Source organism: Microcoleus vaginatus FACHB-2002 (assembly GCF_040004035.1).
Taxonomy (GTDB): domain Bacteria; phylum Cyanobacteriota; class Cyanobacteriia; order Cyanobacteriales; family Microcoleaceae; genus Microcoleus; species Microcoleus vaginatus_C.
In genome coordinates this window covers 16,743-42,504 of record NZ_JAMPLN010000011.1, presented here as the reverse complement: position 1 = coordinate 42,504, position 25,762 = coordinate 16,743, and the positions used below count along the sequence as shown (strand labels likewise).

18 protein-coding genes are annotated in these 25,762 nt (G+C 44.9%); 10 read left to right on the top strand and 8 right to left on the bottom strand.

Features of this window, described 5'->3' with window-relative positions; translation table 11 throughout:
* Positions 1-86: 86 nt before the first annotated feature.
* A complete protein-coding gene (locus NDI35_RS11865; protein ID WP_445312913.1) occupies positions 87-3,593 on the bottom strand; it encodes a PAS domain-containing sensor histidine kinase in 3,507 nt (1,168 codons plus the stop codon).
* Positions 3,594-4,120: 527 nt separating this feature from the next.
* A complete protein-coding gene (locus NDI35_RS11860) occupies positions 4,121-5,251 on the bottom strand; it encodes a protein kinase domain-containing protein (RefSeq protein WP_445312912.1) in 1,131 nt (376 codons plus the stop codon).
* A gap of 603 nt (positions 5,252-5,854) precedes the next feature.
* On the opposite strand from NDI35_RS11860, the gene NDI35_RS11855 reads away from it, so the two are divergent.
* Together NDI35_RS11855 and NDI35_RS11850 are read left to right on the top strand one after the other, a co-directional pair.
* On the top strand, positions 5,855-7,549 hold the full coding sequence (locus NDI35_RS11855; protein WP_445312911.1) for a S8 family serine peptidase: 1,695 nt from the start codon (positions 5,855-5,857) through the stop codon (positions 7,547-7,549).
* Positions 7,550-7,756: 207 nt separating this feature from the next.
* Complete coding sequence (locus tag NDI35_RS11850; protein WP_333176955.1) at positions 7,757-8,293, top strand: GUN4 domain-containing protein; 537 nt, start codon at positions 7,757-7,759, stop codon at positions 8,291-8,293.
* Between the two features lie 313 nt (positions 8,294-8,606).
* Here the strand turns inward: NDI35_RS11850 and NDI35_RS11845 are convergent, their stop codons facing one another.
* Positions 8,607-9,272 carry a glycoside hydrolase family 108 protein gene (locus NDI35_RS11845; RefSeq protein WP_445312910.1) on the bottom strand — a complete coding sequence of 222 codons (666 nt, stop codon included), beginning with the start codon at positions 9,270-9,272 and terminating at the stop codon, positions 8,607-8,609.
* 99 nt (positions 9,273-9,371) lie between these two features.
* Here NDI35_RS11845 and NDI35_RS11840 point away from each other — a divergent pair, with 99 nt between their 5' ends.
* From NDI35_RS11840 to NDI35_RS11820, 5 genes are all read left to right on the top strand, one after another.
* Positions 9,372-11,552: an O-linked N-acetylglucosamine transferase, SPINDLY family protein gene (locus NDI35_RS11840; RefSeq protein ID WP_445312909.1), complete on the top strand. Its 2,181-nt coding sequence runs from the start codon at positions 9,372-9,374 to the stop codon at positions 11,550-11,552.
* A gap of 59 nt (positions 11,553-11,611) precedes the next feature.
* Positions 11,612-12,208, top strand: coding sequence for a MiaE family protein (locus NDI35_RS11835; protein WP_445312908.1), 597 nt, complete (start codon positions 11,612-11,614; stop codon positions 12,206-12,208).
* Between the two features lie 92 nt (positions 12,209-12,300).
* On the top strand, positions 12,301-12,798 hold the full coding sequence (locus NDI35_RS11830; protein ID WP_445312907.1) for a GNAT family N-acetyltransferase: 498 nt from the start codon (positions 12,301-12,303) through the stop codon (positions 12,796-12,798).
* 14 nt (positions 12,799-12,812) lie between these two features.
* Positions 12,813-13,355: an MAPEG family protein gene (locus NDI35_RS11825; protein WP_445312906.1), complete on the top strand. Its 543-nt coding sequence runs from the start codon at positions 12,813-12,815 to the stop codon at positions 13,353-13,355.
* Positions 13,356-13,431: 76 nt separating this feature from the next.
* Positions 13,432-14,820: a cytochrome P450 gene (locus tag NDI35_RS11820; RefSeq protein ID WP_445312905.1), complete on the top strand. Its 1,389-nt coding sequence runs from the start codon at positions 13,432-13,434 to the stop codon at positions 14,818-14,820.
* Between the two features lie 22 nt (positions 14,821-14,842).
* Here NDI35_RS11820 and NDI35_RS11815 read toward each other — a convergent pair whose 3' ends face one another.
* The 3 genes from NDI35_RS11815 to NDI35_RS11805 form a co-directional block, all read right to left on the bottom strand.
* Positions 14,843-18,652 carry a PAS domain S-box protein gene (locus NDI35_RS11815; RefSeq protein WP_445312904.1) on the bottom strand — a complete coding sequence of 1,270 codons (3,810 nt, stop codon included), beginning with the start codon at positions 18,650-18,652 and terminating at the stop codon, positions 14,843-14,845.
* Positions 18,653-19,078: 426 nt separating this feature from the next.
* Positions 19,079-20,470, bottom strand: a complete 1,392-nt coding sequence (locus NDI35_RS11810; RefSeq protein ID WP_445312903.1) for a malic enzyme-like NAD(P)-binding protein — start codon at positions 20,468-20,470, stop codon at positions 19,079-19,081.
* Positions 20,471-21,185: 715 nt separating this feature from the next.
* Positions 21,186-21,581, bottom strand: a complete 396-nt coding sequence (locus tag NDI35_RS11805; RefSeq protein ID WP_445312902.1) for a hypothetical protein — start codon at positions 21,579-21,581, stop codon at positions 21,186-21,188.
* Between the two features lie 349 nt (positions 21,582-21,930).
* Between NDI35_RS11805 and argS the strand changes: the two genes are divergently transcribed.
* Positions 21,931-23,688, top strand: a complete 1,758-nt coding sequence (gene argS / locus NDI35_RS11800) for an arginine--tRNA ligase (protein WP_445312901.1) — start codon at positions 21,931-21,933, stop codon at positions 23,686-23,688.
* A gap of 108 nt (positions 23,689-23,796) precedes the next feature.
* Here the strand turns inward: argS and NDI35_RS11795 are convergent, their stop codons facing one another.
* Positions 23,797-24,057, bottom strand: coding sequence for a ParE family toxin-like protein (locus NDI35_RS11795; RefSeq protein WP_172190774.1), 261 nt, complete (start codon positions 24,055-24,057; stop codon positions 23,797-23,799).
* Complete coding sequence (locus NDI35_RS11790) at positions 24,054-24,467, bottom strand: hypothetical protein (protein ID WP_445312900.1); 414 nt, start codon at positions 24,465-24,467, stop codon at positions 24,054-24,056. The genes NDI35_RS11795 and NDI35_RS11790 overlap by 4 nt, the downstream gene beginning before the upstream one ends.
* Before the next feature lie 15 nt (positions 24,468-24,482).
* On the opposite strand from NDI35_RS11790, the gene NDI35_RS11785 reads away from it, so the two are divergent.
* Positions 24,483-24,626 carry a hypothetical protein gene (locus NDI35_RS11785; protein WP_445312899.1) on the top strand — a complete coding sequence of 48 codons (144 nt, stop codon included), beginning with the start codon at positions 24,483-24,485 and terminating at the stop codon, positions 24,624-24,626.
* Between the two features lie 5 nt (positions 24,627-24,631).
* Positions 24,632-25,759 (top strand): restriction endonuclease, encoded by a 1,128-nt coding sequence (locus tag NDI35_RS11780; RefSeq protein WP_445312898.1) that lies wholly within the window; start codon positions 24,632-24,634, stop codon positions 25,757-25,759.
* Positions 25,760-25,762 lie beyond the last annotated feature (3 nt).

Here is a 25,762-nt window from a genome sequence, read left to right as displayed (position 1 = left end):
GGAGATGGGGAGACGTTGAGAAATTTATGATTAATGACAACCATCAACAGTCAACAGTCAACAGTCAACAGTCAACAGTCAACAGTCTAATGACTCATGACCATTTCCTTAGTGTTTTCGGTAGCCAGCGCTGATACTTCCTGGCAAATGGGAATCTCGATGACAAACTCTGCACCTTCACCGGGCGTGGAAATACACTGCAATTTGCCTCGGTGTTTTTCAACTATAATCTGATAGCTGATTGACAGTCCCAAGCCTGTGCCTTTGCCGACGGGTTTAGTAGTAAAAAATGGGTCGAACAACTTGCCAATAAGTTCTTGATTAATTCCCATCCCGTTGTCGGCAATCCGAATTGTTACTGTGTCTGAAGTCGCACTGGTGCTAATCCGAATTCGGTTGTGGTGAGAATATATTTCTTTTGAAGAATGAGTGCTGTTGTACTCTTCGAGGGCGTCGATCGCATTTCCTAAAAGATTCATAAATACTTGATTAAGCTGACCTACATAGCACTCGACTTTGGGAAAATTGCCGTATTCTTTGATAATCTCAATAGCGGGACGAAGTACATTAGCTTTGATCCGGTGCTGCAAAATTAGCAAAGTGCTTTCGATTCCTTCGTGAATATCTACTCGCTTCATCTGCGATTCGTCGAGTCTGGAAAAGTTACGCAAGGATACAACTAAGTCGCGGATGCGATCGGCTCCTACTTTCATTGAGTCCAAAATCTTCGTAAAGTCTTCCATTAAGTAATCAACTTCAATATCTTCGGCTGCTTCTACAATTTCCGGCACGGGATTGGGGTATTTTTCCTGGTAAAGGTGGAGCAAACCGAGCAAGTCTGTGGCGTATTGGCTGGCGTGGGTGATGTTGCCGTAGATGAAGTTAATCGGATTGTTAATTTCGTGGGCGACGCCGGCGACTAGCTGCCCGAGAGAAGAGATTTTTTCGGTTTGGATGAGTTGAGTTTGAGTTTGGTGCAACTCGTGGACAGCTTTTTCGAGCTCGGCTGCTTGCGATCGATACTGTCCCTCCGACTGCTTGAGTGCTTCCAAAACTTGGACTCGATCGCTAATGTCGGTGTGAGTTCCCACCCATTCGCGAATGCTGCCGTCGGCTGCCAAAAGGGGGACGCCCCGCACCCAGAAGTGTCTGTAGCTGCCGTCGGCGGCCCGCAAGCGGTGCTCGACTTCGTAGAGACTTTTTGTTTCGATGGCCCCCATCCAAGCTTGTATTGTGCGATCGCGGTCTTCTGGGTGCACTGCTTCTATCCAGTTGTCCTTCTCTTTCCAACTCAGGCCCGTATAAGCTATCCAATCAGGCTGAGGCTTGTCGAAGATTCCGCTAGCGTTGGTCGTCCAAACCATCTGTGCGGTGGCCCTTGCCAGCGATCGGTATCTTTCCTCGCTCAGACGCACACATTCTTCGGCTTCTCGGCTGGCTGTCACGTCGCGCAAAATTGCTGTGAATATGATTTCGCCTGCAACTTCGAGTTTGGAAATAGAAGCTTCGGCGGGAAATGCCGTACCATCTCGGCGGCAGGCGAAAATTTCTTTGCGGCTGCCCATTTTTCGGGCTTGTTTAACGCCGCCGCCGAAATTGCTGACGAGGAGACTGTGAAGGGTGGCAAAAGCTTCGGGCAACAGCAAGCTCAGGGATTGCCCGATCGCCTCAGCCGCCGTCCACCCAAAAATCTTTTCTGCACCTTGGTTGAACAGGATAATTTTTTGCTCAGCATCCACGGAAATAATCGCGTCGTCGGCAATTTCTACAATGCCAGCGAAACGAGCTTGAGACAGTTGCAGCGCTTGTTCAGCTTGTTTGCGATCGCTGATGTCGCGGGCGATCGTCGAAATGTATGTGAGTTTGTCGTCCGGTGCGGAGTGGGAGATGAGGACTTGGCTGACGGGAATTTCGAGTCCCGATTTTGACAGGAAGGTGGTTTCTCCACTCCAAAAGCCTTCGGAAACAGCGGTGGCGATCGCTTGATTCAAATTGCTGCGGCCTGACGCTGGCGTGAATTCTGCAACTTGTAGGTTGGATATATCTTCGTTTTCGTCTATACCCACCATTTTTCTGCCTGCTTTGTTGATGTAAACGGCGCGTCCTTCGAGGTTGCAGATACCTACAAAATCCGGGGTTGCCTCCAGAATTGCTGCCAGACTTCTGTTGGCGATTTCTGCTTTTTTGCTTTCAGTAATATCCCGCGCGATGGTAACTATACCGCTGATCTTTCCTAACCCGTCCCGGTAAGCACTTTTTGTAGAAAGAAATATCCTCAAATTTCCTTTGACTGGCAGCTCTTCTTCAATTGCTTGCGTTGTTCCCGCTGCCATAATTGGGCGATCAGTATTCCTAATATTGCCCGCAATTTCAGGCGTAAATAACTCGCTGTCATCTCTGCCGATAATGTCGTCTACAGACTTGCCAATTATACTGGCTCCCGCCGCATTAAGCATTAGGTAACGGCCCTGAATATCTTTGACAAATAGGGCTGCTGGCGTACTATTAATGACTGCCAGCAAAAGGTTGTAGTTTTTTTGAAGCGCCTGCTTGGTTGTTTGAGTGTCGAAAATTTGCTCCTGCAATTGCTCATTGGCGAGTTGCAGTTGCATCGTCCGTTTCTCAACTTTAGTTTCTAAGTCTGATTTAGCTTTCCTCAGTCCCAGTTCCGCTCGATAGCGCTTCCGGTCTGCGCTGCAAAGAGTTTTGGCATTCTGCCAAATCAGAACTGTAAAAATAATCACGTTCAATACGCTTAACAGCGATATTCCTACCTCCGGTGTGTAGGCTTGTAACCGCTCTCCCGATATGATGAAATAACCGACTAAAGGCGGGATAATGATTGCCCGTGGTAACAAGCGCCGCGCCATGATGCCGCCCGCGCGATCGCTCGTCATTACTGCAATCAATCCTCGCTCTGGACTGGCAAATAAAATGCCGAAGCTCAGCAACATAAATGCTGCGGAGGTGTGCAAAGCCATCCCTGTATTATTGCCAATTTGATAAAATAAAGTTTTGTCGTAGAAATAGCCTATCAAACCCGTAAATGCAATTAAAAATGCAGAACAGCTTAAGATTTGAATCCGCAGATATTTAGGCCGACGTTCTAACAGCAGCAGTAGGGCTGTTCCCAGCAATAAAAAAGCACCCGCAGTATTCGGTGCCATGCGTCCGGGTGTTCCGGTGATTGTCAAGGTGTAACTTTCTTTAAATAGCAGTTGGTCGATGCCTAAGTCTAAATTAAAGCTATATTGAACTAGGGTTAATAGGCTAATTAATATAATTAAAAATGATGGTACTAAAATTAAGTTTTTGTATTTCTTTTGAGACTTTCTTGCTCTTAATTGGGCGCGCCGGATCTGTTGGATGAATAGAGAAAACCCGCCCAAAATAAAGCAGATCGCAGAATTGGCTTTCATGGTCACGAGTCCGGGCAGAATGCTTTTTAAGAATTGCAGATCGAATATCCAACCCAAAATGACTGTACAGCCGATCGCCATTACTGCAATACTCGCTTTTTTGGAAAAAGACTGCACAGCAGCCATTCGGGCTGAGGGCGTTTGCAGTTGTTGTGCTCGTTCAAAAACTTCCAATTTCTCGCTCCCTCTAATTATTTGGTTTCTACGTATCTAAGGTAACAATAAACACTCTAGTGATATTGTTGCCTACTATACAAAGCTGCTTAAGATTTTCTCAAAGCTGCAAATCATAAAATATGAATTATTTTATCTAACTTTAGATAGATAGTCAAATGAAGGTTGAAGGCTCTTATGTAGAAGGCATTCGGCAGAATTGACTAATTTTTTTATGTGTAAATTTTAATAAAAAATTCCTTGTTCCTTGTTCGTTGTCCCTTCGATTTCGGAAATTGGCCCCCGATTCATTGGCAAGACGGAGTGTTTTTACTCAGTACATCGAGGGATAATGGTAGCGGATGAATCACTCTGTAACAAGATCACTCGCATTGTAAACCGGCTGCTGTGGGTGTGGGAAATGCGGCATAACAGATAAGACTCGGCGGTTGAAACCGCTACTACAAAAACAAAGTCCCAGCAGAGAGGGACTAAAGAGGGGATATTCAAGTCGGCTTTGGTAACTGTCAACTGTCAACTGACAACAGTTAACTAACTCCCAAATTTTGAAGTGCTTCCAAAGCTTCGGTTGCTGAGGGGTAACGCTGGGGGAAAGCGTAGAGCACCATCTTGTCTAAAACGCGAGCCAACTCCGGGGTGACAGTTGCATTTTTCTGCCAGATGAGATTGCCTAAATTATCAACTCTGAGTTGTTTCGGGCGCATCCCTGTCAAGGCTTGAATCCCGATAAGCCCGACAGCATAGATGTCGCTGCAAAATTTCGGTGAGCCGATGGCTTGTTCGGGAGGAATATAATCTTGCTGAGTCCCACCGCGCGATTTCGTTTGACCGATGCTGTTTTGTGAAGTGTTGATTTCTTTAACGGCCCCAAAGTCAATTAATACAATTTTGCCATCTGATGTCCGCCTGATTAAGTTTTGAGGGTGAACGTCGCGGTGAATTACATCTTGTTTGTGAACAAAAACAAGCACTTCCAAGATATCTTTCAACAAAGCAATAACCTGATGTTCTTCCCAGGGTTGACCTTCAATTAGTTCTTGATACAAGGGTTGCCCTTCGATGAATTGATAGACTAAATAAAAATATCCATCTTCTTCAAAGCGAGCTAACAATTCTGGTATCCGATCGTGTTGGCCCAATCGATATAAAACCCGCGTTTCTCGATCGAATAGGTGGCTGCTTCTCTCAGACTGGTTTTTCAGGCGCTTGACGAGGCACAAAGGTCGATCGGGCAAATTTTCATCTTCAGCCAGATAGGTATCGCTGTACTCCGTGCTTACCAAATGTTCTCTGATTCGGTAACGCATCCGCAGCAGCTTTTGCAACATGGGATCGACAGAATTAGCTGGTTGTGTGCCTTTTTGTACAGCTCTCATGATGCAGTCCCAAAGATTTGCTCCGACTACTCTTTCTTCTTGTCCAATAATTTCTGCTTGCTTCAGTACCTTGGTGAGGTCTTTCCACAAGTTGTAGCCGACATACCGCCCCAGGTAGCCCACTGTGTACCCGCGGGCGATCGGATCGTTTTGCTGAATTTCTTTGTACGTCAAACCCCCTACAACGCCTCGAATTATCGACTGCTCTAATCGAGTTAGGTGTTCTCCTGTTTGTTGGTATACGAAATTCTCTAAGAAATTAATGGCTTCTTCTACTGTCATAGTTTCATGTGTTAAGTTACTTGTACACGCTAGGCACATTTTTTGTTCTAAAATAGCAACTTGCCAGGGATGAGCTATAGTTTTTCACTCACCAATTACCCAGTACCCATTGCGTTGCGATCGGGCCACTGAAAACTGCTGTATTTAGCTTATACATGATTTAACTTTACTTTAATATCTTGTCTAGTTATTGCAATATATTTTTACAAATATGAGTTTTATGACTTTTAATTCTGAATTTTATGAATTGACATTATAAGGAGTTTGGGTTATGATACCAATTAAATTTTCAACGCAAGTAAATTTATGATGCTTTTAAAAATATACCCGTTCTAACCGCCCCGCTTAATGGGCGACAATACCTCTGAAAGCGTTACGTAGTCGATCGCCAATGCACCGCTAGGAATTCCCACCCTATCTTAGGCTTTGTGGAAGATCTAACGCCGGCTTAACTTCCAAGCCGTAGGAGATCAGTTCAGGAAGTTTCATCATTTTTCATAGGTTTGTAGTGAGGGCGCAGAGTCTTCTTCAATGGAGGCTAAGGACTAAACTCCTTACTACAAACAACGTCACATTGCGAGAAAATTACAATCTTTTTAACTTATGTTAGGCATCTACACCAATCCTACCGAGCGCCTTTCTTGCATTCAACAGCCAAACGATCTCGCCACATCAGCATTTCCGGTTAACAACGACTTGCCCAACCGAGCGATCGATCCATTCAATGTTTCTAGTTATAGTGCTGAATCTAGCTTGACTAATCCCACAGCATTCAGCACCCACCAACAGACACAAACTGCGGATTTTATTGTAGCTGATGCCAGGGCTGGCATCAGCTACTCTGTGAGCGATGCTCAACTCAAACCGCAGTCACAGTCAGCGAGCGCAAACACAGAGCCACTAACGGGAATGATATCTGCCTCTCAGTTTAATTTTTCCGATTCAGATAACTCTCTTTTTACAGCTCGTAATGTTGTTGGCGTTCAGAACGGTAGCATCAGCTTAACGGAGTTCGTGGGGACAGGCGATAGCGACGATTTCTACCGATTTGATATCAACACTAAGAGCAATTTTAGCCTGCGTCTCGACGGTTTGGCAGCGGATGCTGACGTAGACCTAATTCAAGATATAAACCGCAACGGTGTAGTTGATTCTGGCGAGAGTATTGGCTACTCTTATAATGCTGGCACTACCCCGGATGTGATTAATTTATCCAATCTGGCTCCAGGGACATACTATGTCCGAGTCTCTAGCTACTTAGGCTCTACCAATTACAACCTGACTCTTTCTGCAACACCTGTTCCTGTATTGCCCGATATTCCTACACCTAACGGTGTTTTTAATGGCAATTACGGCTATGGTTTAGTCAATGCAAATGCAGCAGTTACCCGCACCCTGAACCGATCAACTCTCTTCCCTGATGTTCCTAATTTGAGCGATAATAATTGGGGGGTAGACGCTATAAATGCGCCCGATGTTTGGGAGCAGAACATTACAGGAAATGGGATTGTTGTAGCTGTCCTCGATACTGGTGTTGACTACAACCATCCCGACTTGGATAATAATATTTGGCAGAACGCTGGTGAAATTGCGGAAAATGGCATTGATGAGGATCGCAACGGATTTATTGATGATATTCGGGGTTGGGATTTTGTGGTTAACGACAACAACCCAATGGATCTGGATTTCGACGGTCACGGGACTCACATAGCAGGTGTGATCGCGGCGGAACGAAATAATTTTGGTATCACAGGAGTTGCGCCCAATGCTAAGATTATGCCTGTCAGAGTGTTGCCCGCCTTTGGTGAGGGCGAGTGGAATAATATTGCTGCTGGAATTCGCTATGCTGCTGATAATGGAGCAAATGTAATTAACCTCAGCTTGGGAAATAAGTTTTACCCTCCCAACCTGGTGAATGACGCAATTGAGTATGCAAATAACAAAGGCTCTGTTGTTGTTATGTCAGCCGGAAATTTGGGTCTTAGCCAACCAAATTATCCAGCTCGTAATGCCGATCGCTGGGGAATTGCCGTGGGCAGTATTGATATAAACGGCAGGATGGCTGACACCTCGAACGGTGCGGGTTCCACACCTTTGGATTACCTAGTTGGTCCGGGAGTAGACATCTATTCTACAACTCCCTATAACTACTATGACACCCTAACTGGCACATCTATGGCAACGCCACACGTAGCGGGTGTAGCGGCTTTAGTTTTGAACGCCAATCCGATTTTAACTCCGGCTCAAGTTGAGTACATTTTGACGACAACAGCTAATCGAAATGGAGTGACAGTATAGCATAGATCGGGTAAATGAGGTACGCCTGGGTATCGATGCACCGATGTACCGATGCACTGGTGGTTCCTTCCCCTTCCCTGAATTGGGAATTGGTAAGCGCGTACCTCACGAGTCTTGAGAACCGCTATAGTGGGGGCAATTTACCTGTGGCATCGGTGTCAACCAAAACGAATCATTTGCTAAATCGCTTTTACTCAGAGGAGCATCATGTTTAAACTTGGAAAAACAACCCTCGCATTAATCACCGTATCGGTTGCAGTTTTGCAGCCAGCTTTTCGGGCTCGCGCACAAGAAACGAGCAGCGAATTCAGGCAACTACAAACCTTATTAGAAGCTAAGAAATGGGACGACGCCGATCGCGAAACCGTCTCTTTACTCCGCAACAACCCCACGTCTTGTCCGAACCTCCGCGCGATCGACCAATTGTGGATGCAACACAGCAATAATAAATACGGCTTCACTCCGCAGTTAGAGATTTGGCAACAGACGGGGAAGGGTTTAAATTGTCAAACTTGCGAAGAAGAAATTAAAGAATTTAGCAAAAAGGTAGGATGGAAACTTGACTCGCGAGAAACTCCTCTGCTAGGGGATTTTCCCGCTCAGTACCCAACTGTTGCTGCATTAGGTTGGCAAAACTACGTTGGTAGAGATACAAGTTTTTTTGGCGATCGGCGTAATACATGGCAAGCGTCGAAAGTTCAAGGTTATAACTTGTTCTCTACTTTTGCTAATTGCGGCAAGTAAGTAGACAAACCTAAAAAAACAGAATACCAGATACCCGACTTTTTTAAGAAGTCGGGTATCTAAAGCGCGAGGTCGTTTTACGTTCTTTTGCTTTCATACTTCTGCTTCTTTTAAAAAGCTGGTTTTGCTGAATACAGGTATGAATTAAAAATTTCCCAATTGCTATGGGCCAAGTATGGTGAGTTTTGTAACGTTGGAGAAAAGTTTATTCATACCGTAAATCAGCAACGCCATTTATAGAACACAGGCAAGATGTCTGTTCCACAAATATAGAATAAGAAATACCAATCAACAGTCAACAGTCAACAGTCAACTACTTAATCTTATTTACATAGCCCCACAAACTATAATCGCGACTGAGCCAACCCCGGAAAAAAGCCATCTGAGTTGGATCTTCTTGCACCCGTTTGTAGCGGTAAATAATTCGTTCATTAATCATTTGCAGCGCGGTATTTCTGTTATTCGCTCCTTTTAGCGCTTGCTTGGTGCGGGCATCAAAAACTCCCGTTTGCGGCAATCCTAATGCTTGCTGAAGAAAGGTAATTGAGTTATTAATACCGAAATTAACGGCAGTGTCAAACATGACGATCGCCAAAGCCGGCTGCATCGTGCCCGAAAGGCTCGAATCCCAGTAATATTTATAAATTTCTAGGAGCTCTGCTTCCGACATCTGCGTCACGTCGAGGGGCGGAAGCCCACGACTGTAGCGGTAGGCGTTGTATTCCGTTTGCAAGACGCCCCGATAAGTTCTACCGCCCTTATCGGCTGGGTGATTGCTGAATCCGCCCTCAAAATAGAGGGTGAAATAAAGAGCAGTTTGAAATAATTTCTGCCGAAAGCTGGCTGTCTGCTGCTGCTGTGCGAAAGTCTTTTGGGCAAAGGGTAAGGGGATTGCTAAGGTTAACAAGAGTATCCCCAGCAGGAGGTTTGGTTTCCACTTGATGTTATGTTGGCGCTGTGTCGCTTGCTTGTCGCTCATAAATTATCTGTGACGATCGCCCGTAGTTCCGCTAAAACTGCTACTCTGCAAAATAATATAGATTCAACCTTTAACTTGATAGCACAGATAGGCCGCAAAATGAATTCCGATTTTCGCAACCAATCCGAAACACCCCAATTTGAAGATGCTGCATCGCTAACAGTCGCTGCAGAAATGTATTACTCTCAAGGCAATTTAGCAGCAGCCGTCGCTGCTTGTCGCCGAGCTCTGGAATTGCAACCGGATTGGGCGGCGGCTTACGTGACAATGGGCAATGTGCAGCAAGCAAGCGGCCAACTTGAGGAAGCGATGCGGTTTTATTCCGAGGCGATCGCTCTGAATCCCGATTTTGCGGAGGCTTATGCTAATTTGGGCAGTATGCTCTACAAAAAAGGGCATTTGGTGGAGGCGGTTGTCAATTACGAAAAGGCGATCGAACTTAAACCAAATTTGGCTGCTGCTTACTGGAATTTGGCAGGGGCACTGAAGCAGCAGGGGCAGCAGGATGCAGCGGTAGCATACGAGCAAAAAGCTCTCGAACTCAATCCCCACCTTGCTCAGGTAGATTTTCACTTAAATTTAGGAGATCAATTAGCGCGGCAAGGGAAGTTAGATGAGGCGGTGGCTGCATGGAAGCAGGCGATCGCATTCAAGCCGGATTTAGCCGAAGCATACTGTCAAATTGGCCGAGTTTTGCGCCACCAGGGTCAATTTAAAGACGCCATACCCAACCTTCAAAAAGCTCTAGAAATTAAACCCGATTTTATTTCCGCCCACCAACATTTGTGCCACATCCTCAGAGATACTAGCGATTTAGCTGCCGCGCGGCAAGCCGTGCACCACTACAGCCAAATGTGTGCCGAAACAGATCCAATTATGACCGCGATTTACTTCATCAGCACCTATCAAGTGTCGGGATTAAATCAAATTGCGGGCGATCGATTTTTAGAGCTAGAGTCATACTTGCAGCAAAACTTAGAAACCGCTAGCCCGGTGGAAATTAAATCGCTTTATGCAAACTTGTTATTCAGCACACCCTATTTGCGAGATGACTTGGCGGCAAACTCAAAACTTTACAGATTAATTGCCCAAAAGTATATCGACCAATGTATTAAACCTAATTTTTCTCAACCCGCAAATTACAGTTTCAAACCAAGTGTCTCATCCAGCCAGTTAAAAATCGGCTTTTTGTCCAATCACTTTAGCCGCCATTCGGTAGGTTGGTGCAGCGCTGACATCATTCGCGAATTGTCCGACATCACACCCAATGTGTATTTGTACGCTTCCGAAAGAATTATTCCTGACGATCGCACTCAGCAATTTGAAAGTTTTGGCAAAATGACTTTTCCGAAAACCTACCCGAACGGACTTGCCAATTCTGCCGAAATTATCGACCAAATTCAGCAAGATGAATTGGACGTTTTAGTTGATTTAGATTCTCTCAGCGTACCAGTTCACGCTGACATTCTCTACCAAAAATCCGCACCAGTTTGTGTTTCTTGGCTGGGATTTGACGCCCCTTACATATCGCCGGAAAATTACTTTCTTACAGACTGGCACTCGCACCCAGCAGACAGGGAAAAATATTATGACGAGCAGCTAATTAGGATGCCTGATTCATTTGTAGCGGTGTCGGGTTTTCAGAGATATGGAGTCGATCCCGTTGCATTGAGAAGGTCGAATCGGATCGGTTTGGATCAGATAGTTTACCTGTGCGTCGCTCCCGGCAGAAAATTCAATAGCGAGTTGGTAAAAGCACAAATTGCGATTCTAAAACAAGTGCCCAACAGTATTTTAATTCACAAAGCTTTAGGCGATGCTGCGGTGTTTGAGGCTGCATATCACCAAGCTTGCGAAGCTGAGAAAGTGAGCAAGCACCGAATTAAGTTTTTGCCGAGGTTTGCTACTGAGGAAGAACACAGAATTATCTATTTGCTGGCCGATGTGTTGTTAGATTCTTATCCTTACAACGGAGGAACTCAAACTTTAGAGGCTTTGTGGTCTAATTTGCCGGTGGTGACTCGCACAGGAGAGCAATTTTTGTCGAGAATGGGTTATTCGTTTTTGCAGGCTTTGGGAATTGAAACAGGCGTGGCTTTGTCTTGGTCGGAATATGTGGAAGTGGGTGTAAAATTGGGCAAAGAGCGTGAATTGAGAAATGCAATTAAAGCACAGTTGGTGAAATCTAAAGATCCAGCCAATTTGTCTCCGCTGTGGAATCCGAAAAAGTTTGCTGGTGATATGTATGCGGTCTTGGAAAAATTATGTAAGATCGGATAAATGCTGGCTAGTGACTGCTGACTAATGACTACTGACTACTGACTACTGACTAATGACTAATGACTTCAACACTGCCAACTATTAAGTTTTTAAAACAGCCGACTTCGGAAGCTTGGGTGGAACAGGCGATCGCCCATTTGGATACAATCTTATTAGACCATTCTCACTGCGAGCGGAAAGCGGCGGGAGTAGCGTTAAATTTAATGTTTCGCTACCCAGCAAGGGAAAAATTGGTGAGGATGCTAACGGCGATCGCCCGCGAAGAATTAGAGCATTTCGAGCAAGTCAACCAGCGGTTAGAAAAGCGTGGCATTGCTTTAGGCCCTTTGGCTGCACCTCCCTATGGTGCCGGTTTGTCCGCCCAAATTCGCAAGCAGGAACCGGAGAGACTTTTGGATTCTTTGTTGGTTTCTGGTTTGATAGAAGCGCGCAGTCACGAACGGTTGGGGTTGCTGGGCGATCGCTGTCCCGACGCGGAATTAGCTAAGTTTTACCGCAGTTTGATGGCTTCGGAAGCGCGCCATTACGGTGTATATTGGATTTTAGCAACAACTTATTTCGATCGGGATATTGTGATGCAGAGGTTGGAGGAATTATCATTAGTAGAGAGCGAGTTGCTGGCAATTCTTCATCCCGAACCGAGAATTCACAGTTAAAATCTAGGTGCATTTAAAGACTGTAAAACACAAAAAATCAATAATTTTACAGTTGCCAAAGTCAACAAATAAATATTAAGTTGCAACCACTAATGAAAACCCAACATCTCGATTTTTTAATTCGTTCATGGGAAACCCGCGATCGCGCTGAGGCGTTCTATTTAATTAGGGATGTTTTAGCAGAGTACGGTTTAAAATGCGAACCTCACGGGGCAGATCGAGATGTTTATGATGTAGAACTACATTATCATAATCAAGGTGGCGAATTTTGGGTAGTTGAACGGCAGGATAAAATAGTCGGTACGGCGGCCTACTATCCGATTGAGCGCGGAAATAATGCTGTGGAAATTCGCAAAATGTATATTTTGCCCGCAGCAAGGAGACAGGGTTTGGGGAAATTTTTACTGCAAGAATTGGAAAGTAAAATTATCGCTCGCGGCTTTGATGAAATCTGGATTGAAACTGCTAGCCTTCTCAAAGAAGCTGTGAAAATGTACGAAAATAGCGGATATCTACCGACAACTGGTGTGGAGACGCCAAGGTGCGATCGGGTTTACGTAAAGTCTCTAGGTATAAAAAACCTACAATAAGGCTTGTGTAAACAATGATTAATTTACTCAGTTTCAATCAACAACAGCAAATAGTTTTTCCGCGAGGCATTTCTGCTTTTATCTTCTCCCTTACCTTTGTACTGATTGGTTATTATGTGATAGGGCTGCCCCTAGCGCCCTTCAATACCGCAGAGTCGCGCCTAATCTTCGCCCTTCGCTGCCAAATTTTTCCGTTATTGATGTTATTTGCCGGCATAGTTGCAGTTGGTAATGGTAGATTTAGCAGCGCAGCCATCAACCCTTTAGCAAATGCCGAATCAGAAGCAATGCGGATTCATCTGCGTTATCTAAGCAACACTCTAGAGCAATTTGTCCTGTTTTTTGTAGGCAGTTTAATCCTTTCTACCTTTTTAGATGCTTACAGCATCAAGCTGATTCTAATTTTGGCAACTTTGTTTGTTTTCGGAAGAATAGCGTTTTGGATAGGCTATCTCAAAGATCCGCTCGATCGAGCTTTTGGTCAGGGAGTTACTCTGTATCCTACTATTGCCGTACTAATTTATGATGCTTACCGCGTACTATTTTTTAATAGCTGAGGGATTTGAGAGTTTTGTGAAATATGACTTATGCTTTCATTAGTCCTGTGAAACCCTAAAACTAGGAGAAAAACAAATGACTATCCCCACAGAAAACTATCACTCTCCAAATCATGCTACCAACAAATTGCTAGACGGCCCTAAAGACGCTAGATTTGTTCAGACAGTGCGGGGACTTTTAAATCCTCTGTATTATTTAGATAGTAATTGTCAGCGCTACGGCGACCTTTTTACCAGCAAATTCAGCAACTTTCCGCCCCAAGTAATTATTAGCAATCCTCAAGCTATTCAAGAAATTTTTACATCCGATTCCAAACTCTTTGAATCCGGTACGGGAAACCAGATAACGCTACCTTTAGTAGGCTCCAATTCGTTATTGTTGTTAGATGGCGAGCGACATTTGCAGCAGCGCAAACTTTTAATGCCACCATTTCATGGTGAACGCATGAAAGCTTACGGACAAATTATCTGCAATACCACCGAAAAAGTAATTAATAATTGGACTCCTGGTAGCTCGGTAATCGCGCAACCAACTATGCAGGAAGTTTCATTAGGAGTAATTTTGCACGCGGTTTTCGGGCTGAGCGAAGGAGAACGCTACCAGCAAATTCAGCAACTAATGATTAATATGTTCAGCCTGTTTAGCAATCCCTTAAGCGCTAGCTTTCTGTTTATTAAGTCGTTGCAAAAAGATTTAGGTGCTTGGAGTCCTTGGGGAGGATTTCTGCGACAAAGACAGCGTTTAGATGAACTGCTTTATCAAGAAATTCGCGAACGCAAAACTCAGTCTGAACCATTGGGCGAAGACATTCTGAGCTTGTTAATTTCAGCTCGTGACGAAGCGGGACAGCCGATGAGCGACGTTGAATTGCGGGATGAATTAATGACAATGTTATTCGCAGGACACGAAACTACAGCCACAGCTTTAGCTTGGGCTTTGTATTGGATTCACTACATCCCAGAAGTCCGTGATAAACTGCTGCAAGAACTCAATTCTCTGGATGTCGAAAATTGCGACCCGGCGGAAATAAGTAAACTCCCGTATTTGAATGCTGTCTGTTGCGAAACGCTGCGGATTTATCCGATCCTATTTTTTGCATTTCCGCGCCTTCTGCAAGCTCCGATGCAGTTAATGGGTTATAATATTCCCAAAGGAATGATACTTTCTACCTGCATTTATTTGGTTCACCAGCGTCCTGATATTTACCCGGAACCAAAATGTTTTAAACCAGAACGTTTCCTAGAACGTCAATTTTCGCCTTACGAATATTTGCCGTTCGGAGGAGGGAACCGCCGCTGTATTGGGGCTGCATTTGCCATGTTGGAAATGAAGTTAGTATTGGCGAAAGTGCTGTCACGATACTCTTTAGAACTTGCAGAAAATCGTCCGGTTTTGCCAGTACGCCGGGGTTTGACAATGGCACCCGCTGGTGGTGTGCGTTTGGTGGTAAAGGATCGGATTTGATCTGATACCGATACAATGGGTTTTAATTTATCTTTTGTTGCAGAGGAATTTCGATCGCAAATTCGGAGCCTTCTCCCAATACAGAATGGCAAGAAAGTTTGCCGCCGTGTTTTTCTACTATAATAGAGTGCGAAATCGCCAATCCTAAGCCAGTTCCTTTGCCAATAGGTTTAGTAGTGAAAAACGGGTCAAACAAGCGCTTTTGCACATCTTCGCTCATGCCGGGGCCGCTGTCAGCTATCCATATGGCAACGCTGTTATTGTCGGTTACTTGGGTGCGAATCGTAATTGCGAGATTTTTGGCGGTGCGATTGGGTTCCTTTATCTCCATTTCCAATGCGTCTAGCGCATTGCTCAATAAATTCATAAATACTTGATTTAACTGACCGGGATAACATTCAACTAAAGGCAAATTACCGTATTCTTTAATTACATTAATTGTCCGATGATCGGTTTTATGTTTCAGGCGGTTTTGCAAAATCAGCAGCGTGCTTTCAATGCCTTCGTGAATGTTAACTTGTTTCTTTTCGGCTTCGTCAAGTCTTGAAAAAGTTCGCAGGCTCAAAACTATGTCGCGGATGCGATCGGCTCCGACTTTCATAGATGCTAAAATTTTTGGTAAATCTTCAATAAGATAATCAATTTCAAAATCTTCTCTTGCATCTAAAATTCTGGCGCTAGGCTGCGGGTATTCCTTCTGGTAAAGTCGCAGCATTTTTAGCAAGTTTTGAGTGTATTCGCTGGTGTAGCTGAGATTGCCATAGATAAAATTAACCGGGTTGTTAATTTCGTGGGCGACACCTGCTACTAACTGGCCCAAACTCGACATTTTTTCACTTTGAATTAATTGAGTTTGGGTGCGTTGGAGTTCGTGCAAAGTTTGTTCTAGCTGTTGAGCTTGAGCTTGAGCTAATCTGGCCGCTGTGCGGGTTTGGGTGTAGAGTTCAGCATGGTCGATCGCGATCGCAATTTGAGCGACCACCGCTTGCATCAGTTCGACTTCCGATTCGCTCCAATTTCGCATGGACATACCCTGATAGCAGCTAATCACCCCAATATCGCCGGAAGCAGTGTGAATTGGCAGCGACAGCACTGATTGAAACTTTGAAGCCTGGAAAAGTTCGCGCAATTCTACATCTTCAAAAGTGCTGACATCATCAATTCGCAGAATTTCTCGCCGCAAAATCTGTCTCACTAGGAGACTAGATTTGTCGTCTACAGGATAAGTGCCGAGTATACTCGGCAAATCTGCATTCTTCGCTTCGTAAGTTACGTCCCAAACCGGAGGATTGCTGTTGGGGCGATACCAAGTGAAGATGCACCAATCTAGGTGCATCAGATTGCGAATTTCTTGAACGGCGGTTTCTACAATTGTGTCTAAATCTAAAGAATTGCGGATTTGGTTGGCAATTTGATTGAGCAGTAGTTCTCGCTGAGCTTGTTGTCTAAGGGCTTGTTCCGATCGCACTAAAGTTTCTTCTGCAAGTTTGCGATCTGTTAAATCTTGGATCACTACTTGGATAATTTTTTCATTTCCCACCTCGATGACTGTTAGCACCACTTCTGCGGGAAAATCAGTACCGTCTAAGCGCTGATGAACCCAATCAAAACGGTGCTTTCCCCGCTCAAAGGCGATCGCGATCATTTCGTGGGCCAAGCTCAAAGAATCTCTGCCGTTGGGTTGAAAAGGAGGCGAGAGTTTGCCTGGGTTTTGGCCGTACAACTCTTGCGGGGTAATGCAGCCAAATAGTTTTAGGGTGGCTGTGTTGGCATCGCAGATGTCATTGTCATATAACATCAAAACAGGCAAACTCGTTAATTCGTAGAGCGATCGAAATTTGGCTTCCGACTGCTGCAATGCGGCTTCTGTTTGCTTGCGATCGGTAATGTCGGCAACCATTGCCAAAGCGCCCACATAGCGTCCTTGTTTGTCTGCCAAGGAATTAGTAGAAACCATCGCCCACAAGTCGCTGCCGTCTCGGCGACGGAACTTAAAATCGAGCTGTTCGCGAATTCCTTCACGGCGGCGGTTGAGACTGACTTGTGCGATCGCGATGCCCTCTGCATCCATGAAAGCAAATAGCGACTGTCCGATCATTTCCTCTGGAGTGCAGCCGAGCAAATCAGCCATTTTTTGGTTGACAAAAGTAGTTTTACCCTCCGTATCTACGATCCAAATTCCTTCGTCTGCTGTCTCGACAATACACCTGTATTTTTCCTCGCTTTCCCTGAGCGCTTCTTCTGCTAAGTGGCGAGCCGTAATGTTTTGAGTCATTAGCAATCCGCCGATAATTTCTTGCCGTTCGTTTCTCACTGGCAAAGCATAACCGAGGTAAACGCGAGCGCTGTAAAAAATTTCTGTAACAACTGTTTCTCCTGCCAGTGCCGCCCGATAAGTTGGCTCGATATCAGCGCAAACATCTGGCTCGAATACTTCCCAGATTGTCTTGCCTTCCATCAACTCTTTGGAAAGCCCCACTGCTGCTAATTCTGTACCTTCTACCAGCGTGTAGCGCATTTCTGGATCGAACAGCATCACCGCCCCGTTAGGAAAGTTGCTTGCCATAGTGCGGTAAAGCTGTTCGCTTTTTTGCAGTGCCGCTTCTGCAAGTTTGCGATCGCTAATATCAACTACGACTGCACCAATGCCGAGAGCCTCGCCATCTTTGTCTAGCAAGGGAAAATAAGATCCTGTCAGGTGTCGGACAAACCCAGGCTTTCTGGGATTGTCACCACTCATCTCGATATTAATTAAGGGTTGTTTCGTCCTCAAAATTTGTTCGTACAAAGGCTCTACAATTGGAGCGATATTTGGCAATATTTCGCGTACAGTCTTGCCAATGTGTTCTGCTGGACTCAGGCAATTTATTTGTGCTAGAAATTGATTAATTTGCAGATACCGCAATTGCGAGTCCAAAATGCAAAGCCCCGCCGGCGCCTCCTTTAAAAAGGCATCAAATAGTGATTGTCTCTGTGCTAATTCTTGTTCTAAAGCTTTGCAAATGCTGAGATCTGTTAAAGAGCCAATCATCCCCACAACTTTTCCCGTTTTGTCTTTCAATAGCGAAAGCATCAGGTGCGAGGAAATTTTTTCTCCAGATTTACGGCGTGTTATAACTTCTATTTCATGTTCGCCTTTTTCTTGTAGCGGTTTGATGACTTGATCTAACAAAAATTCGTGCTGTTCTGGCGGGTAAATTAGAGAAATGTGTTGTCCGATAGCCTCAGTTTTTTCATAGCCGTATAACTTTTGGCAGGCTTGATTCCAAATGGTGATCGAGCCGTCCATATCTGTAGAAATTACTGCCTCGTGAATTTGGTCGATAATTTGACTTTGGAGACGCAATTTTTCTTGAGCCTGTTCCAGTTCGGCGATTTTTTCTTCGAGTAGTTTCTGAGTTTTTTCCACTTCGGCAGTCTGCTTTGTCAGCAATTTTCCCAGATGTGAATTGCTGTGCGGCGGCGCTGATTCCAGCGGCTCGCTATTTTCTGGCTCAGGATTAAAAATTTCTTCAGCGCTCAGCCAAATCGCGCACTCTCCCCCTCTTTCAATAGCCCGCTCAGAAACTCGCACGGGTACGAGATGGTTGTTTTTATGTTTGTATGCTGCTTCGCACGGACCCGTGCAGCTATCCGCGCACTGCGTTTGCTGAATTTCCCAGTAGTTGAGGTGAAGAGTTTCTGCCACTGTGCGGCCGATAATACTTGCAAAAGCTGGATTTACGTCGAGAAAAGTCCCGTCCGTCCGGCACAATGCCAGCCCTATCGGGCTGAGTTCTAACAATTGGCGGCGGGAGCGATCGCGCTTGGCTTTTCCTAACTGGCTTTGCATCTGACCTAGCTGGACTTGGTTTATTTAATTATATCTTTTCACGTTGTTTATTGCTGTAACTTTTATCCTTCATTAAGCAAGAGAGAAGAAGGAAGTTCGGCAACGGATTTTATAACGGATTTAACGGATGTAACGGATGGATGCTGAGGTTCGAGGGAAGAAGGAAGAGGTTGGATCGGAGGTTCGAGGGAAGTTCGGCAACGCTCCCTGTACTGGATTTAACGGATGGATGTTGAGGAAAAAGACAGGGTGGGGAAACAAAAATGAGTAAGAATCAACGGGGAGGAGGAAAGAGGGAAGGAGAAGAAACCAGAAAAATCACAAAAGAAGAAGTACAAAACTGGTACAAAGACCATTAATTTATACATGGTATCTTCCCTTCTTCCTTCTTCCTTCTTCCTTCTTCCTTCTTCCTTCTTCCTTCTATTAATCGCGGGCAATACCTTCGGATCTGGCGGCCAACTGCACTGCACCGGCGACAGCAATGGCAACTCTTTCGTCAAAAACAGACGGTATAATGTGCTCTTTGTCAAGCTGGGAAGGACTGACTAAAGAGGCGATCGCATAAGCTGCCTCTAAATACATACTGGGCGTAATCGTGGTTGCTTTGCAGTCCAAAGCACCTCGAAATATCCCCGGAAATGCCAAAACATTGTTAATTTGATTTGGGTAATCGCTGCGTCCGGTTGCTATGATCGCCGCATCTTCCATAATTAATTCTGGCTGAATTTCAGGAATGGGATTTGCCATTGCAAAAACAATGGGATTCTCGGCCATCGAACGCACCATCGAACGGGTGACTACGCCGGGGGCGCTGACGCCTAAAAATACATCGGCACCGGCGATCGCATCTTCCAAAGTACCGCTCGAAGCCACGGCAAATTCTAGTTTTTCTGGGTTCATATCCGTGCGGTCTTCGGAGAGGACGCCTTTGGAGTCGCACATGATGATGTTTTGGGCACCTGCTTTACGCAGCAAGCGGGCGATCGCGACTCCGGCCGCACCGGCGCCGTTAATTACGATACACACTTCGGCGATGGTTTTTTTGACAAGTTTCAAGGCATTAATTAATGCTGCCAAACTAACAATCGCTGTGCCGTGCTGGTCGTCGTGAAAAATCGGAATATCTAAGGTTTCTCGCAATCTTGCTTCGATTTCAAAGCAGCGGGGAGAAGAAATATCTTCGAGGTTAACGCCGCCAAAAACCGGGGCGATATTCTGCACTGTGCGAATAATTTCGTCGGTATCTTGGGTGTTCAAACAGATAGGAAAGGCGTCAATACCTGCAAATTCTTTAAATAGCATGGCTTTGCCTTCCATGACTGGCAGTGCGGCGGCAGGGCCGAGGTTTCCCAGTCCCAAAACTGCGCTACCGTCGGTAACAATGGCAACAGTATTTTGTTTGATTGTGAGGTTATAAACTTGTTGGGGGTCATTGGCGATCGCCGTGCAGATGCGGCCCACTCCAGGAGTGTATGCCATTGCCAAATCTGACTGGCGTTTGAGGGAAATTTTGCTAACTACGCTGATTTTTCCGCCGCGGTGCAAGTTGAAAGTGCGATCGTACACGTCGATCACTTTGATATCTGGCAGTCCTTTCACTGCTTGCACTATTTCTTCATTGTGTTCGGTGCTGGAGGCATCGACGTTGATATCGCGAATGGTAGTGGCGCGGGTTTGCTCGATCAAGTCGATTTGCCCGAAGTTGCCGCCGACAGATGCGATCGCACTGGTGACTGTTGCCAGCATTCCCGGCCGGTTCGGGAGAGCAACCCGAATTGTTAAACTAAAGCTGGGGTTCGGTGTCAGTTTTACCATGATTCCTTGATTTCAGATTTGAGAATTTCAATCTTAGATTTTATCGCCAATGTTAGGCATAAAATTTAATAATTCAAATTTTCAACTGAAATTTTTAACAAATTCTATGTGCCTGTGGTACGATCGCTCTGCACTGCCAGGGGTGGCGCTGGAAAACTGATCTTTTTTTGAGTAAAGCTTTGCTCTGTTTCTAGCTAGTGATTCTTCCACAAACAGCCTATTTTCTGTCAAGTTCCCAGCGAACCGCAAATATGAAGCGCGGGGGTAGAAACTGGGTTTCTGAGGTGAACCTGCGGAACTATTATCTATTTTTGAGAATATTTCTGCTTATTCTGAACATCAGCAGATATTTCGCAAAAATCTATTTTCCAGCGGTACCGCCTAATTTCTGCTGCTGTCTTTTGAAGCTAGACACCCAGGAGAGTTGATGCGGCTTTTTGGTGGTCTTTATTGGGAATGTAAAAAGTAGATGCACGGCTGTTTGAGCCGGCAGGTAAAAATCTGAGCGACTGACAAGCGGGTCTTTGATATATATTTTGTCTGCTTGTTTAACACTTGCCAAAGATTGCGAGTGCAACCTTGCAAACGCTCTAAATTACCTGCACGCTTTGCCCGGTAATTCCAGGGACTGTAACTAACAGACAATCTACCCCGCGCCACCACAGGCACAGGTTCAGCCGAACCGTGTTTAGTTGCTGGTTGCTAACTGTCAATTTTACCGATCGGCCGCAGCATCGGCCCATATAATTGTAAAGAATTTGCAAGCCAGACAATCCGGGGGAACTTTTTCTAAGTCTTGCAGATCTACCGGTTGCTCTGCTTCGCTGCCGGGGGGAACTATGCACAGGGCAACTTGTCCGACTCCAGCCATGAGTTCGGCAACTCGCTCCAAAATACTGTCCATTTTTTCCATTAGTTGCTCTGCAGCATCCAGACTCGGCGCGATGATGAAAAAGGTTTTGACTCCATCGGGACAAGGAGCGAAGCCGAGGGTACACTCTCGTAATAGTGCTTGGGTGGAGAGACTGAAACCGTCGTAGAAGCGAGCGATTACTGCTTGATAAAAGGCTTGGGTCAGAGAGCGATCGCCAAAAATAGGTTGAGATAACATAACTACTTCCTTTCGTAGGATTTTTGGGTGCATTGAAAAAATTTTAACATACCTTAATGTAAGCGATTTAACAAAATGATCTAGCGATCGAGATCATGGACTTGATGTGACATTTTTTAATTTGTGTAGCGATCGCAACTGTGATAAAATGTACTCTGTGCTATTACGGTCAGTGATTTTGATCGCATCACCAGCTCAAAGCTAAGTACAAAATTTCCTAGTAGGTGAGGAGAGGGGGAGAGGGCCAGAGGGAGAGAACCAGAGGGAAATTACCTAAGTAGTAAAAGTATTCTTGGCAAAAAGTGCTGAATCTAGAGTTTAAAATAAACATCCAATCAAAATATTCAAGATGAACTCGATCGCCCAACAGTTAAAAGCAAAATTTGAAAAAGCATTCACCGCGGCATTCGGCGAAAGTTATGCAGGTGCAGATCCGATGCTAGCCGCCGCCAGCAATCCCAACTTTGGGGACTTTCAGTGCAACGCGGCGATGAGTTTGGGGAAAAAGTTAGGAAAGCCGCCGCGGGCGATCGCCTCGACAATTATCGAAAACCTAGATATTAGCGACATCTGCGAAACCCCAGAAATCGCCGGGCCCGGTTTTATCAATTTGAAGCTGAAACCGGCTTATTTGGAAGCGCAAATTAGTGCGATCGCCGGCGACTCGCGTTTGGGGATTGAACCCGCGAAAACGCCTCAGACAATCGCGATCGACTTTTCGAGTCCGAATATAGCCAAAGAAATGCACGTCGGGCACTTGCGATCGACAATCATCGGAGATGCGATCGCCCGCATCCTCGAATTTCAAGGCCACGACGTACTCAGAATCAACCACATCGGCGACTGGGGCACCCAATTCGGAATGCTGATCGCATACTTGCGCGAAGTTCACCCCGAAGCCCTCACAACCGCTGACGCCCTAGATTTAGGAGATTTAGTCGCATTTTACCGCCAAGCAAAACAGCGCTTTGACGCAGACGAAACCTTCAAAGAAACCGCCCGCCAAGAAGTAGTAAAACTGCAAGCAGGCGCCGAAGACACCCGCCGCGCTTGGAAATTGCTGTGCGATCAATCGCGCCGCGAATTTCAAGTAATCTACGACTTGCTCGATATCCAATTAACCGAACGCGGCGAATCGTTTTACAATCCATTATTGCCCGCAGTCGTCGAAGATTTAACCAATCTAGGTTTGCTAGTAGAAAGTGACGGCGCGAAATGCGTTTTTGTAGACGGTTTTACCAACAAAGAAGGCGAACCACTGCCGCTAATCGTCCAAAAAACCGACGGCGGCTACAATTACGCCACAACAGATTTAGCAGCAGTGCGCTACCGCATCCAAAAAGACAATGCAAAGCGCATAATTTACGTCACAGATTCAGGACAAGCAAACCACTTTGCCCAAGTATTTGCAGTAGCCAGAAAAGCCGGTTGGATTCCTGAAGATGTCGAAATTGTCCACATTCCCTTCGGTTTGGTATTGGGAGAAGACGGCAAAAAACTCAAAACTCGTTCTGGGGAAACGGTGCGGTTGCAGGATTTGTTAGATGAGGCGATCGTCCGCACGCGCCAAGATTTAGAAGAGAGATTAAAAGCCGAGGAAAGACAGGAAACTGAGGAATTCATTGCTAACGTATCTCGAACAATTGGTTTGAGTGCCGTTAAGTATGCAGATTTAAGTCAAAATCGCGCCAGCAACTATGTATTTAGTTACGACAAAATGCTCGCCTTGCAAGGAAATACCGCTCCTTATATGCTGTATGCTTACGTGCGCGTGCAGGGAATTCGCCGCAAAGGTGAGATTAATTTTGATAATTTAGATGCTGATGCGAAAGTGATTTTGCAGTCTGATGCCGAGTTGGTATTGGCAAAGCATTTATTGCAGTTGAATGAAGTTGTGAATGCTGTTGGCGGCGATTTGTTGCCGAATCGAATTTGTCAGTATTTGTTTGAATTGAGTCAAAAGTTCAATCAATTTTTTGAGCAATGTCCGGTGTTGAAAGCTGAGGAACCGTTGCGGACTTCGCGGTTAATTTTGTGCGATTTGACGGCGAGGACTTTGAAGTTAGGTTTGGAGTTGTTGGGGATTAAGGTATTGGAAAGAATGTAAGTTTTTAACTCTTGTGAAAGAGGCAAGATTCCCGGCGATGTAGGGGCGGGTTCGCTAACAATAATTGCCTGAAACCCACCATCTCGAAAACCCGCCCCGGCCTGATTACTAGAAAAAACGTTCATAATCATCGTGGTTTCCAATCCAAAACCATGTCACGGTATCTCCTTGTAAAATCCCCACGGCTCGATAGCCGCGCGTGATTCTCGCAGACCAGATATTTTCTTCCTGGTTGATGCACTTGAAGTGCAAAGATCGATGAAAGGGATTTTCCAGCCAGAAACGATAAGCTTTTCTAGCTTGCTCTTTTACTCTACTGTCAAGAGAATTGTATTTTTCCCAAAAGGAAGGAAGGGTGGCAGATTTCATAACTCATTGAGTCTCATTTCCTGTGCCTTTCCTTCAGCAATTTCTTGTTTTGCGCGTTGGGCAGCAGCCACAAGTTGCGGTTGCGTTTTCTTGAAAGATTCGTCCCATTGAAGCTCATCTTTTAATTCTGCGATATACTCTTTCAAGTATTCTGCTACTTGCTGCTGTAAAGTTTCTGGCAGAGACTGCATCATCTCGATCGCTGCATCAATGCCTTCCCACAGTTCAGAAAGCGGTACAGTCTCTCCTGTCATTGCTTCGTGCCATCCTTGACGAAAACAGTCTTCGGCTGACTTCAGCGGTTCCTCATCCGCAAGAACAATAACGCGAACTCGGCGATCGGCAAATTTGGCTGATTGCGCTAGAATTTCTTCCCACGTTCCCTCTAGTTCTAGTAGTTGTGTTGTCATTTTTTTCATGGAATTGTGACTAAGTTTATTTTAGCGTGTGAAGAAGTGCGATCGCCCCTTCCTGCGTCAAATTTCAGGCTAATGGGAGTATTTTTCGATGTTGCTAAAGAGAGTATGTTATACTTTTTGGTGGAAAGTATTGAAATTGATACTAAATAGCCGTAATGCCTGAAAACATTAAGCCGATTCAAAAGATTCTCTTTGGTAGTCCAGGGACGGGAAAAAGCTACCAGATTCGGAAAATTGCTAGAGATAAATTAGGCATCCCTTTCGATGACACTAACCACACTGTTAAGACAGTGTTTCATCCAGAGTACACTTATGCTGATTTTATGGGGAAATTGTTGCCCCTCACCCAAGGCAACTCGATTATTTATAAATTTTATCCCGGGCATTTTATCCGCATCTTGGGAATGGCCTACCAAGGTTTAATTGAGGGGAATAAAGATCATTACCTGCTGGTAATTGATGAATTAAATCGAGGCAATGCTGCTGCTATTTTTGGAACAGTATTTCAGTTACTAGATCGCGAAAGTGATGGCTGGTCGAGTTATGAAGTCGATATTTCTGACATGGAGTTAGTTGGCTTACTGGAAGCAATGAATCAGGAGCCAAGCATTGACAATAATGGAGTAATTTATGTCAAAGATGGAACTGCTAAAAAACCGTATAAGTATTTTTTTGAAGAAAAAAAACAGAATAGGAAAGTATATACATCATCTGATGGCAGCAAAGTATGTAGCCTTCTACAGCAACGTCGAATTAATATTCCACCTAACTTGTCTATTCTCGCGACAATTAACACTTCGGATGAATCCATTTACTACCTGGACAGCGCCTTTAAGCGGCGGTGGGGCTGGGAATACGTTAAGGCCCCAGTAGGAATATTTAACGAAGAATCTATTCCAGAAGAATTGCGAGGAGATGTGAAGTTAGTCAGTGATGCTAAAGAAATAGCATGGTGGCCATACTATATTGTTGGAATAAACGAATTGATTAAATCTAATTATCAGGTGATTCGGCGGATTGAAGATAAACAAATTGGTTGGTGGTTCATAAAACCAGAAAACGGCCAAGTGGATCTTAGTGAAGTAAAAGATAAATTGATGTTTTATCTTTGGGATAGTGTATTTGCAAGAGATAAACGGCCATTAGAACAGTTTTTATCGACTCCAAATAAGCAGGTAAAATTAACAGCATATTCAGATTTTCTAGGTTTGGTGGAAGAATTTACCCAACAAGTATGTGAACTAGGTTTCAGCTCTTATGTCAGCAAGCCCTTTGAATTTTGATAT